15 protein-coding genes and 1 pseudogene are annotated in these 17,686 nt (G+C 51.2%); 2 read left to right on the top strand and 14 right to left on the bottom strand.

Annotated features, from left to right (window positions below):
* Positions 1-3: 3 nt before the first annotated feature.
* Positions 4-501 carry a hypothetical protein gene (locus EDC39_RS11925; RefSeq protein WP_148896619.1) on the top strand — a complete coding sequence of 166 codons (498 nt, stop codon included), beginning with the start codon at positions 4-6 and terminating at the stop codon, positions 499-501.
* Positions 498-3,728, top strand: coding sequence for a conjugal transfer protein TraG N-terminal domain-containing protein (locus tag EDC39_RS11920; RefSeq protein WP_187426782.1), 3,231 nt, complete (start codon positions 498-500; stop codon positions 3,726-3,728). Before EDC39_RS11925 ends, EDC39_RS11920 begins: the two co-directional genes overlap by 4 nt.
* A 29-nt stretch (positions 3,729-3,757) precedes the next feature.
* On the opposite strand, the gene EDC39_RS11915 is transcribed toward EDC39_RS11920, so the two are convergent.
* From EDC39_RS11915 to EDC39_RS11850, 14 genes and pseudogenes are all read right to left on the bottom strand, one after another.
* Positions 3,758-4,042: a hypothetical protein gene (locus tag EDC39_RS11915; protein ID WP_148896617.1), complete on the bottom strand. Its 285-nt coding sequence runs from the start codon at positions 4,040-4,042 to the stop codon at positions 3,758-3,760.
* Between the two features lie 142 nt (positions 4,043-4,184).
* On the bottom strand, positions 4,185-4,850 hold the full coding sequence (locus EDC39_RS11910; RefSeq protein ID WP_148896616.1) for a thermonuclease family protein: 666 nt from the start codon (positions 4,848-4,850) through the stop codon (positions 4,185-4,187).
* A 284-nt stretch (positions 4,851-5,134) separates the two neighbouring features.
* Positions 5,135-6,526, bottom strand: a complete 1,392-nt coding sequence (locus tag EDC39_RS11905) for a hypothetical protein (RefSeq protein ID WP_148896615.1) — start codon at positions 6,524-6,526, stop codon at positions 5,135-5,137.
* A gap of 323 nt (positions 6,527-6,849) precedes the next feature.
* Entirely contained in the window at positions 6,850-6,996 is a 147-nt protein-coding gene (locus EDC39_RS15965) for a hypothetical protein (RefSeq protein ID WP_407925439.1), read from the bottom strand.
* Positions 6,997-7,180: 184 nt separating this feature from the next.
* Positions 7,181-7,513, bottom strand: a complete 333-nt coding sequence (locus tag EDC39_RS11895) for a thermonuclease family protein (protein ID WP_148896614.1) — start codon at positions 7,511-7,513, stop codon at positions 7,181-7,183.
* Between the two features lie 81 nt (positions 7,514-7,594).
* The gene (locus tag EDC39_RS11890) at positions 7,595-8,185 is read right to left on the bottom strand and encodes a hypothetical protein (RefSeq protein WP_148896613.1); all 591 of its coding nucleotides are present in this window, start codon (positions 8,183-8,185) and stop codon (positions 7,595-7,597) included.
* A 111-nt stretch (positions 8,186-8,296) separates the two neighbouring features.
* A complete protein-coding gene (locus EDC39_RS11885) occupies positions 8,297-9,358 on the bottom strand; it encodes a hypothetical protein (RefSeq protein ID WP_148896612.1) in 1,062 nt (353 codons plus the stop codon).
* Between the two features lie 585 nt (positions 9,359-9,943).
* A pseudogene (locus EDC39_RS15960) lies at positions 9,944-10,090 on the bottom strand (IS5/IS1182 family transposase); the annotation flags it as partial.
* 67 nt (positions 10,091-10,157) lie between these two features.
* A complete protein-coding gene (locus tag EDC39_RS11875; RefSeq protein WP_222862881.1) occupies positions 10,158-11,264 on the bottom strand; it encodes a DNA methyltransferase in 1,107 nt (368 codons plus the stop codon).
* Positions 11,261-13,372 (bottom strand): ATP-binding protein, encoded by a 2,112-nt coding sequence (locus EDC39_RS11870; RefSeq protein ID WP_148896610.1) that lies wholly within the window; start codon positions 13,370-13,372, stop codon positions 11,261-11,263. The genes EDC39_RS11875 and EDC39_RS11870 overlap by 4 nt, the downstream gene beginning before the upstream one ends.
* 15 nt (positions 13,373-13,387) lie before the next feature.
* Positions 13,388-14,530, bottom strand: a complete 1,143-nt coding sequence (locus tag EDC39_RS11865; protein WP_148896609.1) for a hypothetical protein — start codon at positions 14,528-14,530, stop codon at positions 13,388-13,390.
* Between the two features lie 369 nt (positions 14,531-14,899).
* The gene (locus EDC39_RS11860) at positions 14,900-15,868 is read right to left on the bottom strand and encodes a thermonuclease family protein (protein ID WP_187426781.1); all 969 of its coding nucleotides are present in this window, start codon (positions 15,866-15,868) and stop codon (positions 14,900-14,902) included.
* Positions 15,869-15,994: 126 nt separating this feature from the next.
* The gene (locus tag EDC39_RS11855; RefSeq protein ID WP_148896607.1) at positions 15,995-16,369 is read right to left on the bottom strand and encodes a hypothetical protein; all 375 of its coding nucleotides are present in this window, start codon (positions 16,367-16,369) and stop codon (positions 15,995-15,997) included.
* A gap of 299 nt (positions 16,370-16,668) precedes the next feature.
* Positions 16,669-17,652: a tyrosine-type recombinase/integrase gene (locus EDC39_RS11850; RefSeq protein WP_148896606.1), complete on the bottom strand. Its 984-nt coding sequence runs from the start codon at positions 17,650-17,652 to the stop codon at positions 16,669-16,671.
* Between the last annotated feature and the right edge of the window lie 34 nt (positions 17,653-17,686).

Genomic DNA, 17,686 nt, shown 5'->3' with positions numbered 1-17,686 from the left:
AAGATGTATCGGTTCATGGGCTGTCTGCTGGCGGTTGCGCTGTTTCTTTCCGGGTGTAGTGGCATCCAGGACATCAAGATCGTCCACGACTTCAGGCAGGAGATGCGAAAGCAGCGGGCCAGACGGGGCGAGTGCCAGTTCGTCGAAGTCGGCCGCCGGGAAATGGATGTTGTCTGCCCGGAAGACCCGGACTGGGAAGAGAAAACCGGCGAGGCCGCCAGGGCCAGAAGAATTGAGCGGCAGAGCGAGGTCATCCTGAACAACAGCTACTACCGCCAGATCATGCTGGACCAGCGCCTGGCCGGCATGTCGACCCTGGCAAGGGAGCGTTTCGTTTACGAGGAATACCTGCGGGGCTACCGGGCGGCGAAGAACCGGAAATACGTCCCGGGAGCCTACACGCTGGTGGAGCCGCTTTTCTGCTTCGAGGACCGGCAGAATCCCTTCAACTACAAAGGGTGGGTTTGTGCCCCGGTTCGTGGAGGATGGGGAGAGCCATGAGGAAACGGATGCTTTTCGCGGTTGCGGTTCTTGTCCTGTTCCCCGTCTCGGCGTTCGCGCTGGACGGGGAATTTTACACCTACGGGGGCTTCGACGCGGTTGTGTCGGGCTTCCAGCGGATCGCCCTGATCTTTTCCGATGGCGGATACAGGGCACTGCTCTACTCGGTCGTCGTGCTTGGGCTGCTACTTGGCGTCATCAACGTGCTGGTCCGGGCGGGAACCGGGGCGCGGATGTCTCCCATCGGCTGGCTGGTGCCAATCTTCATCGGGTGCCTGGTCTACCTGGGCATGGTGGTTCCGACCGGGACGATGCACGTCTACTCGACCAAGACCAACCGCTACATGCCGGTGCCGGGCGTGCCCGTGGGAGTCATCATGGTGTCCCACGTCCTGAACAGCATCGAGCAGGGGCTGGTGGAGATCATCGAGACATCCTCCGATCCGAAAAGCTACACCTACCAGGCCGGCGGAACCGGCTACATGGGGCTGCTGAAGCTGGTCGGCAGGAGCGTCATCCCGGACGACACCTACCTGATGGACAACATCAATACCTACATCGACACCTGTGTCGCTTTCGAGGTCGATTCGCCGTATTCGCAACTGACGGTGCAGGAGCTGCGGCGGGAGAGCGCGGACTTCCGGGTGTCCTTCGGCAAGGCGGCCAATCCGGCGATCCCGACCACGGTCTACACCGCCAGCAGCCCTAAGGGGATGCAGGCGAACTGCGCAGACGCCTGGAGCAGGTACATCCTGCCTGTGCTGAACAACATCGCCACCTTCGAGAAGGCGATCAATTCCGTCTGTTCGGAGATCGGCTTCGACGTGTCCGTGGCCAGCTCGAAACAGCAGTGCCGGGTCGCCATCGAGGGCGTGCTGGACGATCTGGGGCTGACGGGCGTCAATCTCACGGACTTTGCCCGTCAGAAGTTTATCGCCGCCCGGCTGCACCAGATTTTCCTGACCGGGGACACCGCCAGCCTGACCAACTACAAGCTGATCACCAACGCCGGCGGAACCCTGGTGGCCACGAACGAATGGCTGCCCATCCTGAAGGGCGTCCTGACTGCCATCGCTCTCGGGCTGACTCCGTTCATTGCCCTGTTTCTCCCGACGCCGCTGCTTGGCCGTGCGCTCAGCCTCTTTCTGGGCACGATGATCTGGCTGGTGTCCTGGGGTGTGATTGACGCCTTCCTGCACAGCTACGCCATCGACTATGCCGGCAGAGCCCTGGCCGATCTGGCGAGTATCGGGAACACGGCGAACGCCTTCGCGATGGACGCGTTCTTCTTCGCGCCGGGCGAGCTGGTGAAGGTCTTAGGTATGTTCGCCATCATCCGCAGCTCGGGGCTGATGCTGGCCACGGTCATGACCGGGATGCTGGTCAAGTTCGGTGGCCACGCCCTGGCCTCGATGGCGGGCAACCTGATGGGGCAGATCCAGGGCGCCGGACTCCAGGCAGCCCGCGTCACGATGGACCCGTCCGGCCGGGCGGCGGCCATCAGGTCCAACGTCGAGGCCATCCCCACCCAGGACATGGCCAACACCCACAAGTGGGGCTGGGGCTATGAGGGAATGCAGCACGCCGCCAAGCTCAAGATGATGCAGGAGACGGCGGCAGCGACAGCGCACGAACAGAAGGTGCGGGCCCTGCAGGAGATGGGACGTATCGGGGCCGGCGATCCCTATGGTGGAGCCGGTATGCAGGCGCTGGACGGCAAGTATCGGTCCGATACCTTCACGGACATGCAGGGGAACCCGATCCACTACAACGTCGGGGCAGGAGGCGTCGGGACGGAGACATCCCAGACCACACTTGCCAACGGCTGGACCCGGAAGAGCAGCGTCCGGACCCAGGGCGGGGAGGTGGTTGGCCAGACAACGACCTTTGTGGGGGCGGCCGGCACGATCACGGAGACGACAGGCCCGGACGGGCAGGTGACGACCCATGTCAACGCCCAGGGGCTGTCGGCCACCTTCGGCAAGGCGTACCAGGAAGCCGCCATAGAGAAGGGAGCGCACAGCCTGGCCACGGACAGGGGCTGGTCGCAGCACTGGCAGGAAGTGAACAGGGATGCCATAACCAGCGATGAGGCCCGGAGCTACCGGGAGGCGGTTTCCGATAGGATTGCCGATTCCGTGCAGCAGAAGGTTGAGGACGGGTCTGCGTTCAAGCAGGTGAAGGCAGAGACAAGAGAAAAAATGGTGGCTGCTGGTGTCAAGATCGGACTCGGAAAGACAGGGGAAGCCCTGCTTTCAGCGTTGACGCTTGGGACCGTGAGGATAACCCCTTCGGGAGAAGGGATGTATCGTTTGGCTGGCAAAGACGGCAAAACAGCGGAATTTACTGCCAGTGAATCTGAAATCAAGGCGCTGTCTCAGGAAATTGCCGGCATCCGGGAGGACGCGATTGCCAGGACACTGCGAACATCCGCCGGCAGGGACTATGCAGTGTCCTCCGCCGCGCGGGATAATGCCGCTGAAGGCTGGTCCCATGTGCGAGAGGCGATGACCCGCGACACGACTTCAACTGGCGTGACAATGGATCTGATGAAGGCATACGTCGACGACCGGGCGCGAAGTGACTATGGCGAGGTCAGCAACGAAACCCGGATGCGCGTTCTCGACGACATGAACAGGCAGCGCACCGGCTCCGGTGAGGGGCAGGACTCCCTGGCGGGCGACATCAACACCTGGGTGCGGAGGCGCTACGACGACTACCTGGACACTCCGCAGACAGGCAACCATGTGATGCGTGATATTGCCAGTATCAGGAACAGGGTTGGTGCGGGAATCGAAGGCCACCGGCAGGAAGGCTCCGGCGTTGTCGACCGGGCAAATGCGGCGGTTGGTGACAATTCTTTCAGCGATCCAAGACAGGGATTGAACGGGCCTGATCCTGAGAAGGCACAGCAGCGCCGGGAAGTGCGGCGTGGCGTCATAGACCAGATCTACCAGGACAACGGCAGTTTCGATTTTGGCTCGAATCCGCTCAAGCAGCTTGGGCGGGACGCGGCCAGCCCGTTTGTTTCACAGCCGCAGGAGCCGGACGCCAGGAACATGCCAGGCCTGGACCCGCAGGGTCCAGGGGAGCAGGCTCCGGAGCGGTGGCAGCCGCTACGGGGCGGGTCGGTGTTCGACGCGAACAGGCCGCCCCGATCAACGTTCAGGATGACGGAGAAGGAGCAGAAGAGGCTTGAAGAAATGTTGAAAAAGCTGGACTGGTAACCTGGAAAAGCCCCCTAAGATTCGGGGGCTTAATATTCATCCTCTCGGTAAAGATATGCTAGCGAACCAGGATAAGTTGGATCGTTTTGTCTGGAAAAATCCTCCATAGCCTCTTCCGTCGCCTCTTGGATGGCTTCCGCATTCTCCCGCAGAAACTTCTCCCGTTCCTGATACCGGTGCATATCATTCAGCGCCTTGGCGCGAAGCAGCTCTTCGTCCGTGCGATTGTCCAGGTGCTTGTCCACCGGGTCCTGGACGAATTCGTCATCAAAGGCCGGCAGCCGGAATTTTTTCAGCATGTTCAGGATCGACATGACGCCCTCCTTTCCGTGGTATCGGACGTTTCGGTGTCGAAGATTAACTCTTTACCAGAATATATAACACAGAGGGGAACCCACAAAGAAAAAGCCCGGCGCTTGACTGGGCCACGTAGAAGGGGGGAAGGTATCCGCCGATTCAGCGGCAAATTGACTCACACGGAATCCCATCCCCGTCTCTGTCCAGCCGGGTCAGGCCGCACTGGTTCAGGTAGAACATCGCCTCTTCGCACGACACCATCTCCCGGCAATATCTCTTCTGTCCACACCGGCCTGACGAAACCGTGGAAGATTGAGATGTCCGTTTCGCTTTTCCCCATCCGGCGCCATGCCTCCATTCCCACGGTGGGATCGGGTGCGGGTCGGACCAAAGACCCCGTTTGGCTGCTCTGGCTTCTGCTTCAAGCTTGAATAGAGCGGGGTCGTTTGCGTACCGGCGATATGCCCAGGCAAGACCGGCCTGCACCAGACGGCTGTTAAGGGTGGTGCCGTCATCAAGGAAGACCTTGCCAACGATACGGCCGTAGCGGTCCTTGGTGACCACATCGACTAGGACGGTTTTGCCGCCTACCAAGTCAAGGACGAACTTTTTGGCGGCTTGACCGAACGGTTGCCCAGGCTTCTTTGGCCCGTGACTGGTTTCTGGGCAGTCGATCTCGGCCAGGCGGACTTTTACTGCCTGACCGCTATCAAGAACCTGAATCGTGTCGCCGTCGGAGACTTTGATGACCTTGCCGGTAAATGCGAGGCAAGGAAGGGCTGTCAGGAGTGCTAGGGTTAATAACAAAACGACGAGCTTTTTCATTGAAAGTTATCAATAGGTGTTCTAGTAATTTCGACATGAAGTTCTTTGTCTATTCTGTAGGCCATCAAATTTATAACAGATCCAAGCAGACAATGTATTAGCCCTGCGACCTCAGCAATAGATATATTTATAATAGAATCGCAATCTATTTACATGATTATATCATAATGTCAGATGTCGGCTTTCTCTGCGGGACTATTCTTGTGTGCCGCAATAATTGTTGTTACACCCTTTCGCTATCAAGCAAAGCTTGATAGCGAAAGGGTGCGTTCATTGTCGATTGATTAATTTTGTCTGCCTTTTTCAATAATTTTAATTACCCTGTCTAGTAGATCCTTTAATATATTTGAGTCGGATGCCCCTTTTTTGGATGTTTCAACTCTTGAAGGAAGCGGATTCTCAAAAATTTGCCTTATAGTTTCAATTACAAATTGACGATGTTCTCCGTTTGAATCGGCAGATTCTTCTTTTAATTTTCTAACAAGATCAAGATATGGTGAGAGAGAAAATGATAGAGATGACTTAAAACCGTAAAGCTCTTCATACTCACGTTCTCTTGCATATTGATGTATGGAGTAGCCTATGAAAAAAATGATAGGAATGCTGACTGTGACACGTAAAAGGAAACTAGGGGCTTTGTAAAATGGGATGTCTGATTGAAGTGTTTGCACATGTTCAGCAATCCAGATAATGACAACTGCTTGAGCAACAATTGCTGCTGTAGTGAGGAGAGCCCAAACCCATTTTGAAAATTCTATCCTTTTTTTGCGTTTTTCAAAAGCGCTAAACAAAGATGCACCAACGGCTTTCAGTAAGTGTTCTTTTGTTTCGGCTTGTAATTCTTGATTTTTCGTAATTATTTTTTTAGTTTCTTCTTTGCAATATTTAACCGTAGTGTCCGCTAAGTTTCTGGACTCATTTATTGTATTCTTTGTTGCCTCAATTTCATTGAAGAATTCCCTTATTTTTGCTTCGATTGCACCTATGTCATCTCTGAGCTTCTGTGACGCATCCCTATTAGTTTGTGACTGATTCTTAAAGTTAGTAATTTCAGTTGCTTTTTGTGAGCTTTCTTCAGACAGCATCTTTAGTTCATTTAACAATTTTTCCGATTCAGTTTTTGCCGATTGTATTATTTTCAGGAAATTATTTGCATTTTGTTCGTGCTGTTCTGCAGAGTCACTACTTTTTTGCGCTTTCTTGCTTGCGCTGACTGCCTTTTCTGCTTCTTTGATAAGGGCAGAAAGACGTAAAGATTGTTGTTCTATCTCTTGATCGGATGGGCCAGTAGAGCGTGGGAATGCTTCTAATGCTAATAAAAATAATTTTTCTGCTAATTCATCGGTGCCATTTTGAATGGTGACATTCACATGGCCGAATGAAAGGTTGGAAGTCACAGTTACTGTTAAGTTATTGCTGCTTGGGAAAACAGCTCTGAAGTTCACCGTTGTAAATCGTTTGTCAGTAATTTGCTCAAACTCGTTACGAACCTGGTTCGGGTCGCCAGTCAATTGTATAGGAAGAACTCCGCCCGAAAATGTAATTGACTGGTTATGAATAGGACCAAAGTCCGATATTTCTTGCATTTGATCTGCAAAATCTAAAAACCTTTCAGCCTTAAGTATGTTCTCGGAGGATAACCATGATAGTTGACGTTGGTTTACTGGTTGTTGCATTTCTTGTGTTCCCTAATATTGCGATTAATTTTTTAAAATTTTCTGCCGTTTCTTTGAGTGTCAATCTGTGCTTTTCTTCAATTGCCCTACTATGACTTCTTATCCATAGGCAATGGACTTCAGTATCTATAATCGGTTTCACAGTTCAAAGAACAAAAGCCGCCCGAAAGGATCTCTCCCCGGACGGCTTTGTTCATCGTGTCATAATCCCCCCCCTCCTGCATGACAAGCTTTTGTTAGCGCTTTTTTATCACATTGTCAAGATTGTCTCGGCGCACCATTCCCCAGAGGTACAAGAACGTTTTGTTCTGCCAAGCTCCCTGTCATCTCTTCAGCTCCACCGGAATCTGCCGCGTGTACCTCGCCTGTCCACGCTCTACAATGTGGGCATAGCCGGCAGACGTAGAAATGTTGCTGTGCCCGAGTGTTTCCTGGACGGCCCGAATGTCCCTTGTCGCCTGGCAGAGCAGCGCCCCGCATGTATGGCGTAGGACATGGCAGGAAAGCCCCTCCAGTTTCAGACCAGCCTCGAGCAGATATAGTTAATGACCGAGTTCACGCCCTGCCTGGTGATCCGGCCCTCAGGATGCCCTCCCTTGCGGACCTGGACGAAGAGAGGTTGCCTCAGTTCGTCTCCGAAAACAGGGCCACGGGCTACAATGTGCCATCATCAAGTAAGACCTTACCAATGATGCGGCCATAGCGGTCCCTGGTGACGACATCGACGCGCACGGTTTTTCCGCCCACCAGGTTGAGGACAAATTTCTTTGCTGTCTGGCCAAAGGGTTGGCCGGGCTTCTTTGGGCCGTGGCTGGTTTCCGGGCAGTCAATCTCGGCCAAGCGGATTTTGACAGCCCGACCACCATCAAGAACCTGAATAGTGTCGCCATCGGAGACTTTGACGACCAGGCCGGAGAAAGAAGAGGCAAGGCTGGGAGGGGCGGTCAGAAACGCTAGGGCTAATGCCAAAACAATCGTTTTTCGCATTGAATTCGCCGGCTACTCTTTTGCGTTTACGGACTTTTTTACTCTTAACAGCCGGGGGCCTGATAAGTATTATGCGCCTCTCTACCTCCAGTAAACGAATGTTCCCATGCCGTCGAGGCCCAGAAGCTTTTTCATCTCGATCTCGGCCCTGTACCTCATACCTTTGTGATCTCCTTCGTCGTCAGTGAAAGCACTCAAGCGATATGCGTCCCGGAAGAAAAAAAACGCCGTGATCTCATCGCCACGCTCGGCAGCCTTCTTGCCGAGATTGAAGTAGGCTTGATTCCGGTATGACTTCAGCCGATTGGACAGTACGACGTAGGCGTCATGAAATGGAGCAACCTTTTCCTGCACGAAATCATACCGGTAGTTATCACGGTAGTACTGCTGGTATCCTTCAAGAATAAAACCTACGAAGTTGGCGGCTGCGTTTGCCTGCTGGGCAAGGTCTTCTAGTTCCTCATCAGCCTGCTCAGACAGCGGTCGACTAAGCAGGGCTTTTGCCTTGGACTCTACATCGGCCGGTTTCACGAGGCCATCAACGTTCCAGCGTTTGAGCATCTCAGACCGTGCCGCCTCGATGTCCTCGGACTGAGTATCTTGAGCAGGCACTTGAGCCGGAAGTAAGAGAAGTAGGACCGTTAAGACAAACATGATAGGTCTTGTGGGCATTGTATCCTCCTTATGGCGCAACAGGTTTCTTATGGCCGCATAACCGGCTGGCAATGGAGCGCAGCGGAATTGCCAGTCCGAGTTGATGCGGTTGTTATGTGCATGTTTTCATTATTCAAATTCTATGTTGGTAATCTTCGCGGAAACAGAACCTTCTTTCCATTCACTCGGGACAGAATCTGCTTTATAGAATTTACCTCTTTCCATTTGCCATATATAGTTTGGTTTGAGTGGCTTGTTATTGCCGCCGAACGAATATTTTGTGACCAAAACAGGATAATAATCTTCCTCGGCAATTATGGTGCCATTTGCATCTTTAAAATATACAGTTACTTCTACTTTTTTTAGGGTCTTATCGCCTTTATTTTTTATCTTAAACTCAACGCCTGGAACCTTTTTTTCTAAAAATGTGTCGTAATATCTAGCTTTTAGGTCATAAAGTACTACTTTTTTTATATACGCTTGTTTTTTCTCAAATGATTTTATCTCTTTTTTTGTTTCTTTAAGACCTTCTTTAGCGTCAACCATTTCTGAATCAAGCTCTAAAATCTGTTCATATTTCTTGACTGCCCCATGGAGTTTCTTTGATTTCTTTAGCTCTTCTGCTTCAGCCAAAAGTGCCTGAATCTTTGCCTGTCTTTCTTTTTTAATTTTTTCGGCTTTCCAGTCCAAAAACACCTTCCAGCCGTCTTCTTCCTTTACCAAATTGAAGGTTTCTTTCTTGGTTGTCAGTGGAACTTCACCACTTTCAAACTTTTTGGCCAATATTTTTTCCATCTCCTTTTCGTCTCCACCACCAAAAGCCGATTTGAATGCGGCCCCCATAACATCGGAAAAGATTGATCCAAAGTCTGGCAAAGTTATCTCGACATTTGCTGTAGCTGTCTTTTCTGATTTTTCAAGGCTTAAAATCTTGTATGACACCTTGCTGACAATTGCTTCAGTGAATGGACTATTTTTTTTCTCATTTTCCTTGAGATAACTTTGTAAATCCTTTACTGCCTTATCTGCGGCAGACACATAAGAATAGGATTCCTCGTATCTTCCTTTTAGGCAGGCATCCAAATATTGGTTCAAAACTTCATTTGGACTCGGGCCAGCTAATTTTTCACATGCCGTTATTGCCAAACAAGCAAAACAAATAATTGCAAGTTGAATTATTTTTCCACGCATTCTTTTCTCCTCCTTACACATAACTATTTATTATCTCTCCCCATCATTTAGCTTGGCGGCCTACCGTGATTCCACTTCATGCTATGCCTAGAGCATTCCGATCCGGCACTAATCCTTTTTTTCCAAATCATCCAATTTATTTAGCGTCATCATTTCCTCTCCAGCCTTCACTGGCAATCACGCATCTGTAGCAGGATTTATATATTTCACCCTGAAAGCACCAAGAATACGCTCATGGGTTATTTCGACCGTCCAACCCAGACAACGATCAATAGCACTTTTTTGGGGCTAGTCACCGTGCCTCATCACCTACGTAGCATGCAAATCCACACCATTTTGGGGACTATTGTATGGACTTGATCTCAAAAATTTCTCAAAAAAATCAAACTATGCTAGTCGTCCCCGAAAAACTCGGCAACTTACTCTCAGATGAGACTTAATTGACATCCAAAGCTTGGCTCTAGAGAAGTTATGCGTTCCACAAGAGCCGCCAAGGCAATTCTGGGCGACAAAAACGCCGATTTGAGCCGTACCTGCTCTTTGAAAGCAAGCCATAGTGAAAGAGATTGTTGTGCAATGCTTCAGCTCACTTTCGTCAAAGGCGTGTTTCAGGTAGTGCAGGCCCACCATCGGCCGGGTCGGTTTGCCGGGACGGCCTTTCTCGGAATAGAGGGCACCGAACTCCTGATCGAAGACCACCCAGTCGATACGATTGGCCAGGACAAACATCTCTGGGATGCCTATCAGATGAACGACTTGTTGGCGGTTCGCAGTGGCAACAACCCTAGAATTCGTAGTTCTATTGCCTAACCGTCCAAATGTCGTACTCGGTCATAGGGGTTGACCTCTTCCGCAAGAAAGAGTCAGCCTGCCGCTTCCCTTCGGTTGCAGTGCCCGCTTTTTTTATTGTTGTAATCCGCCAACCGCTGTCATTGAGGGAACTCTTAATGAGATCCAGCGGATTGGCGCGTCTGTCTGTGATTCCGCCGAATCGAATGACCATTATTGCATTTTCCACACTAACGTTCTTTGCATTGCGCCATACTCGACGCAGGTCCGCAGAATATTCCTCGGGGCTAGAATGAACAATTTGATTGCAATTGGTGTAGTTGACAACGTCGGGGCCACCGACAAACCAATTACGGAGCCACTGATCGGGAATGTAGGTCCGCATACCGTAATACGGAGGCGAAGTAATGACCCAATTGAAGCGGGTATCTGGTGATTCCGGCTGGAGGGACTCGGCCTTCCGGCTGTCTGCCAATCGTACTGCTCCAGTGGTATCGGATGACATGCTGTAGTAACGTTTCGCTCGGCGTTTGATCACGGCTAGGACATCGATGGGTTCAGGTACAAGCCCACGCTCCCGCCAATAGCGCGTAGCATAAGCAGGCTTGGGGGCGTAGGTGCGGGGACATTGGTTAGAGAAATAGCTAGGGAAAGTCTTTTGTTTTGGGCCGTGCAACGCGCCTAGGACTATGCCGCGGAGCGCAATGCGGGCGTCTGATGTGCAATCCTCTAGGAATGCCTCCCGGAATCGACACAGCGCGTCCAGCACGGTTGGATCAAACGCCCATTGCCAAAACTCGCCCTCCGGTATGTGACTCGCCTCACGTTCGGCTAGAATCCTCCGTGCTTCGTCGAGGATTTCCTCGACGCTCGCCATCACTAGCTTGGAGGCAGCAATGGCTGTGGCAACTGGACTGGAATCAACACCCAAGGACCGCAGGCCGACGAGTCGCGCGGCGAAATTGGTGGTGCCACGACCACAAAAGGGGTCAAGCACCACATCGCCTCCTCGTGCTTTCCGCTGCAGGATGTTGAGCGGGAAGTCGAGCGGGAACATCGTGAAATAGGGGCAGATCCCGTTTAGGGCGGTATTGCTGAGCTGAAAGCCGTAGGTCACTTGTTGGCCCTTATCCACGTTTTCCCCGTGGTCGGATTCTTAAAGGTCTCCCATGCTGCGGGCTGTGGTCCAAACACAGCAGTCATGGCTTTTGAGACAAGATTGTAGGCAAACTGACGTCGGTCTTCCAAGTGTTCTGGCAGGTGGTCAATCAGGAAATGTTGAACGCCATACCAAGGCATGCCGTTCGGAGACTCTAGCTTTTGGCGGATGTCTTTATCCCCCCGAAATGCTTCAATTGCCCGCTGCTCGATGTTTGCCATGACATCCACCGGTTCGGCTTCTTCTGCTTCTACCTCTGTAGGAAACAATGTGCCTGTACCTTTGGTTTCGGGATTGTGGGCTGTCTTTGCAATCTGTCTCATTTCAGTGAAGATGCTGCGCAGCGTCTGAGCGTAAGTGCGACCGGCGGGTTTGTTGTAGTCATGGTCCCGCATCGAGTACATCTTTTCGAATGACAGTGCGCGAAGGCTGACTGGATAGGGCTTGCCTCCCACCGAGCTCCAAAACACACCTTGCCCCGGGATGGGTTCGTTGAGAAGAGAGCTCAACAAATCGTCGCTAAAATGGGCATTGGCTTTCTTCAGTGAAGTGAGATCCGCTGCCGACAACAAATGGAAGATAAACCAGTTGTCGCCCTGACTGAGAATCTCGGAAGGGATGCTGCCTGGCTGTTGGGTGATCAGCAGTGCACCAAGGTCGTACTTACGACCCTCCTTCACCCAGGCGATATAGGGTTCGGCAGCCGGTGCATTTTCGTTCAACACCGACTGTGCCTCTTCGACAACTGCGATCGTCGGGATGGTCTTTGGATCGGCCGCTGTGAACTCCTGCTGGTTCCGATCGAAGATCCGGCGCAAGATCAGACCCGAGAGCACCAACGACTGGCCACCGCGCATCTGCGAGACGTCAATAACACACAATTTCCCCTCGGAGAGCGCATGAACCAGCATGTCCATGAGTTGGCTGCTTTTGTCATGTAGCATCTTCACGATTGTGGTCATGTTGCCTCTAGCAGCGAGCGCTTCAGCCTCTTGAGAGTCTTGCAGATCGAGAAGCTTTTTGAGCTCACCCAGATCTGCAGAGTTGCCGTTGGCATCAATCAAATCAACCAATTCCTGCCATTTGGCCTGTGGAAGCCCACGCAACTTCCGAACATTTTGCTGCTCTTGACGTTCTGGTCCGAGCGCAATTGCGATTACATCGCTTGGGCGTAGACGGCGAATGTCTAGCTTGATGCCGCCGGCGACAAACGATTGGTAGAAGGGGCTTGGATTTTTCTTGTCAGTAAAAACAACAACTTTGTCCTCAAGGGCGGGAACATCGCATAGACCAGGACGGCCCTTGTCGTCAGGCCAGAAATATTCACCATCGGGGTCGAAAATCACGGTGCCTACGGGAACTTGCTTGCCAGCGCGTTTTGTAACGAAGGGCGTTCTCTCATAAAGCTTCGAGAAAAGAAGCTTGTTGAGATTGGATTTGCCAAACCCAGCTCGTGCAAAGATGAAACTGCGGCGAGATACAAGAGATTCTATCGGGAATCGAACCAATACCTCCGGAGAAACCACCTGCATCCACTCTTGTGACTGAAATGAACTGTTTCCTGCTGCATATATGTACTCGCCGAAGGCTAGGTGGCCGATGGGCGCCCCATTGATGTTGTGGCCGGCGATCTCGCGTAGCACCTCATCGCTCGGAAAGGCTACCTTGCTGCCTACATGCGGGAGCCGTCGATGCGACGGGACGAAGGTCAGACCTTTGCCATTACGCCGCAGTACGCCAAGAACTCGGATGTTAACCCTATATTTCAGGTATTGCTCCCTAAGATCTTCGGGAATCGGCCGATCCTCACGGACCGCGCGAATGTTGAACTCTTCGCCGGAACCAAAAGACAATTTGCCCTCCGAGGATAAAGAGGCGATGCGGCCTAACACAGCCTCATCGGGCGTCTCCAATTGCACAAGTAGGAATTGTCCGTGCATCGGGATGTTCTGGAACTCGTTCCGGTACGGCAAGACTAGGTCGGCGTGGAACTCCATGCCTCCTTGTTGGAAGCCTCGGAAAATTCCTACGACCTTTTCCTTGGGAAAGAGCTGGAGATCTGTCATGTTGTCCCTCCTTACTTATCCGTACCGGCGTTGCGCGGGGTCGGCATCCTGAAGATGAAATACGTCTAGGGTCTCTGCATCGTCGCCTAAACTAGATCGGACGCCCTCGTAAATGAAATCTTGCAGAATATCGAAATCAAAATCGACTAAGGCCGCATTTTCATGTGCCTTTTGCAGGCAAAGCGGATAGTGGGGTACCGGGAAGCCATTGATAGCGTCAGCGAGCATCGCACCTAAGATGGCCTGAGCTTCCCCGACTTGCGGCACAAAGATGTCCACAGGCCATACTGGGTCGCTGCGATGTGAGCCGAACTTCACTAGGAACATCTTGCCACCGACGAACTTGTTGATCTCCCTGCCTTCCACGGAGCGGTCATCACCTCGTGCGAACTCCGACCAGACGTAGGCCTTTTCTTCCACTTCGCGTGGCACCTCTACGTAGGCGGGGTAGTCGGTTTGGAGTACTCCTTCTAGGGCCATAGCGAGGCGGTATCGTGAAAGCACTTTGCTGTGTTTGGCTACACCGGCCAGATACACACGACGGCGGCTCTTACTCCACTGCAAGTCGATACGGGATTTAATGCCTTGAAGCAGGCGTTGGAACAGATCCTTAGCGAAGACCTTGCTGCGTAACAAGCCGTCGCAAACAATCAGGGTGTCGGTTCCGAAATCCTTCTTCAGGATAGCGAACAGGATCGCCCACTCGACCAGCTCCCGGTAGACCTGGACCCAGCTAGGGGAGACCGGTTTACCTTTGTCGGTTGGCCGAATCATGTGGGAAAGCGCCGGTAAACTGTCCACCTCCAGAAAGGCCATCATCTCGCCAAGAGCTGTGCGCGGCGACCCGTCCACGGCAAATTGACGATTGTTGAGCTTCTGAATTGGCGTTGTGGGGGAGACTGCCTCCAGACAGTACTCGTTGTTGCTGCTGTCCACCACCCTGATCAACTGAATTAGAAAAGGGTCGAAGTGAAGTTGATTGTTGCCACCATCGGTGCCTACTAGCGAAATCGATGTTGTGGCTCGTAGCTGAATTCGGCGTGTGGCGCTTTTTAGAGGACGGATCTCTTTCCGCAGGATATCTAGCACCCCTTGGTCGGTGCTAATGCAATCAGCAATCGCCTCTTTCAGCTGCGCTTGACTGGCTGGGTCGATCATATGTTATCCATTGAAATATCGCTGCTGTGACAGTTCACTTTTGACGCCTAGCGAACATGTAGAAAACTAAACAATGATTTTTTATAAAAAAATAACTTCGTAATTTAGCTTGTATTAGACGTTCTCGTCTTTGTGCTGTTTTGAATCCTTGCGTCGCCAATATTCCTAATTTGTGTAGCTTGATTTTTTTGATCGTTCATATTGTAAGCGTATAGCAAAATTTCGTATTTATATAAGTCGTGTTTTTATAAACATTGGGCTTTTCCATGGCGGTGCTGGGTTTTTTGTCGACCAAAGCCCATTTTTTTGATTTTGCTTTCCTTTCAAGGTTGAAAAAAAGGATCGTTTCTTACTTGATATAAAAGGTCTTCATTTTACGCATTGCTTGTAAAATGGATCACATCTGAATCCAGTCGGGCAATCTACGCTAGATATACAGCCTTCGTCTAGTCTTGGTCCCACACTGTCGGCTTGGGGAGGATCAAAAGACTGAATGCCATATTTATCAACTCGTTTTACACAGATTCCTTCAGAACGATATGGTTTTTTCATGCACATATAACCAATTCTACATGTATAGTCTGACCTACATTTAATTGCCTTGCTTATCTTTCTTTTAGTCGTTTTTCTTTTAACGCCAAACATAGCATCACAAATTGTTTGTGCGACTGATGTTCCAATTTTTAAGTTTATAATAGCCCCTGATGCTGTTTTTGCACTGGAGCCACCAACTGCCTTGCTATATTCTGCGTAGAAGCACTCACTATAATTAGAATACTTGTTGCTTTGACTGGAGTGCCCATGTTTTTTTTGTTCCTGGTTGAATTTGCTTGTTTCCAGGTTGTTCAAAACTTTTTCCTCGTCGTCAGCAAGGTTATAGCGTAATCTATAAACCCAAGGTTGGACATTGTTTTCAATTGCCCATAAACCTTTTTTGCTTTTTCGCGCTTCCTTTTCAAATTTTAAATAACGGCTGCTAGGGCTTCTCTCGTTTTTGTCTGCCCAAGCATAGCCATTAAGAATGAGTTGAGCATTCAAGCTTTTCCCATTCTCAAAAACGATACTTGCTTTTTTTTGTTTATGAAACATGCTTATAATTATTAATTGCTTGTTTTTGACGAGATTGAATAGGTAATTCTTTGCTTCATTTCCATATGCTTGAGTCAATTCAGGAGCGTCAACACCATAGAGACCAATAATGCCATTATATCTCTGGCATTTAATGGTTAAGCTGTCTCCGTCAATGACGTTCGATGCGCGACAGAGATCCATTGAGTAGACTGCTGTATCAGTAAACAAAAAGAAGAAAAGACATAACGTCATGCAGAAATATTTCATGACTATGTCTCGTTTTGGTATGTGCTCAAATAACGCGATCATGGATTGTCTTAGCGATGTGCCAGTATATATGTTCACAATCTGCAAAAGATGGATGATCTTTCATGGACACTTGCGGTGAAACCACTAATAGTAGTTAACAAGAAAAGAAATAATTCCAGTTATTAATCCTCCTAGGACGGCTCCAATTATCGCGGCGACCAGAGTTGCCTTAGCTTGTAGCTTGGCTATTCGTTGTTTGAGAATGTACTCCGCTACGATTTTTCTTTTTTCGCTTTCTGCGTCTGTGTCTGCAGCAATGATCTTTGCCAGCCCGATAGCATCCATTGCCGCCTGTTTCTTCTCTTCGTCGGCAAAGTGGTTAAACCAATATCCGAATTTATCCTTGGAAAAGAAGCCCTTCACTCTATCTATTAAAGATACATTCATTTTCCCAAATATTTTAATTGTCTCTCTCATTGCTTTATATGGATGGCCTACTTGCATCCATTCCCGTTCCACGCTTGTCGCTCTTTTAGGGCTTTGATATCAATGTGTTAGGGGGGCTTGCGGACAAATTACACTGCTATGTCTGCTCATCAACAGCAACGGATTCCAATATTTGTCCACGTTTTTCCATCTCGGAGAAAAAAAACAAAAAGCCGTCCGGTTGGGTTGCTCCCCGGACGGCTTTTGCTCATCGTGTCATAATCCCCCTCCTATATAACAGCTTTTTGTTAGCGCTTTTTTATCGCATTGTCAAGGTTGTCATCGATGCACTACCCCAGAAGTATAAGAACGCTTTGAGCTGCCTGATTCTCTCACCTCTTCAGCTCCACCGGAATCTGCCGCGTGTAACGTGCCTGCCCACGCTCGACGATGTGGGCATAGCCGGCGGAAGTGGAAATGCTGCTGTGCCCGAGTGTTTCCTGAACGGCCCGAATGTCCCTCGTTGCCTGGTAGAGCAGGGCCCCGCAGGTGTGGCGCAACGCATGGCAGGAAACCCCCTCCCGCTTCAGGCCGGCCTTCAGCAGATAATGGTTGATGACCGAGTTCACGCCTTGTCTGGTAATCCGGCCTTCGGGATGACCACCCTTGCGGATTTGGACAAAAAGGGGTTCCCCCAGTTCGTCTCCGACAACAGGGCCACGCGCAACCAGGTAGTCCGCCAGAGCCTGGGCCGTGTCCTCCCTTGGGTAGATAAAACGGTCCTTGCCCTTGCCGTGGATCAGCAGCCGCATGTCCTGCCCGCTCCCCTCAATATCGGAAACGCAGGCCCGAACGATCTCAACCCGGCGAAGGCCCTCCAGTGCCATCAGGCCGATCATGGCCCGGTCCCGCAGGGCCTTGATACCGCCATCTGTCGGGATGGCGCGGAACAGAAGTTCCGCCTCGCCCGCCGACAGGTATTTCATCTGCTCCCTTCTGGCCCGGCGTTCCCGAGGGGCCCTGACGTTGGCTGCCGGGTTCTTGTCGATCAGTCCCCTGTCCACAGCGGACTGGTAAAACCTGCGGATGGTGGTCAGCTTGAGCGAGATCGTCGAGGGCTTCGCGCCGGCGGCGATCAGGGCCTTCCGCCAGGCTTTGACATCCTCGGTTGTGGCCTGTCCGGGATGGACATTATTCTCGCCGCACCAAGCCAGCCAGCTCTGGATCTGTCCCTGGTAGGTCTTCAGGGTGTCGGCGCAGGCGTCCCCGTTGGCGACATCGAGGTTGAGCCAGTCGGCAAGCAGGTCAGTTAGGTCCGGCGCGAAGGCAGGGGGCAGGGATGTTTGGACAAGTTCAACATGTTTATTTTTCTCCATATAGTTTCCCGGCCATCTATGCTCGACCACTGGT

The organism is Geothermobacter ehrlichii (assembly GCF_008124615.1).
Classification (GTDB): domain Bacteria; phylum Desulfobacterota; class Desulfuromonadia; order Desulfuromonadales; family Geothermobacteraceae; genus Geothermobacter; species Geothermobacter ehrlichii.
This window is presented reverse-complemented; position numbering and strand designations above follow the sequence as displayed.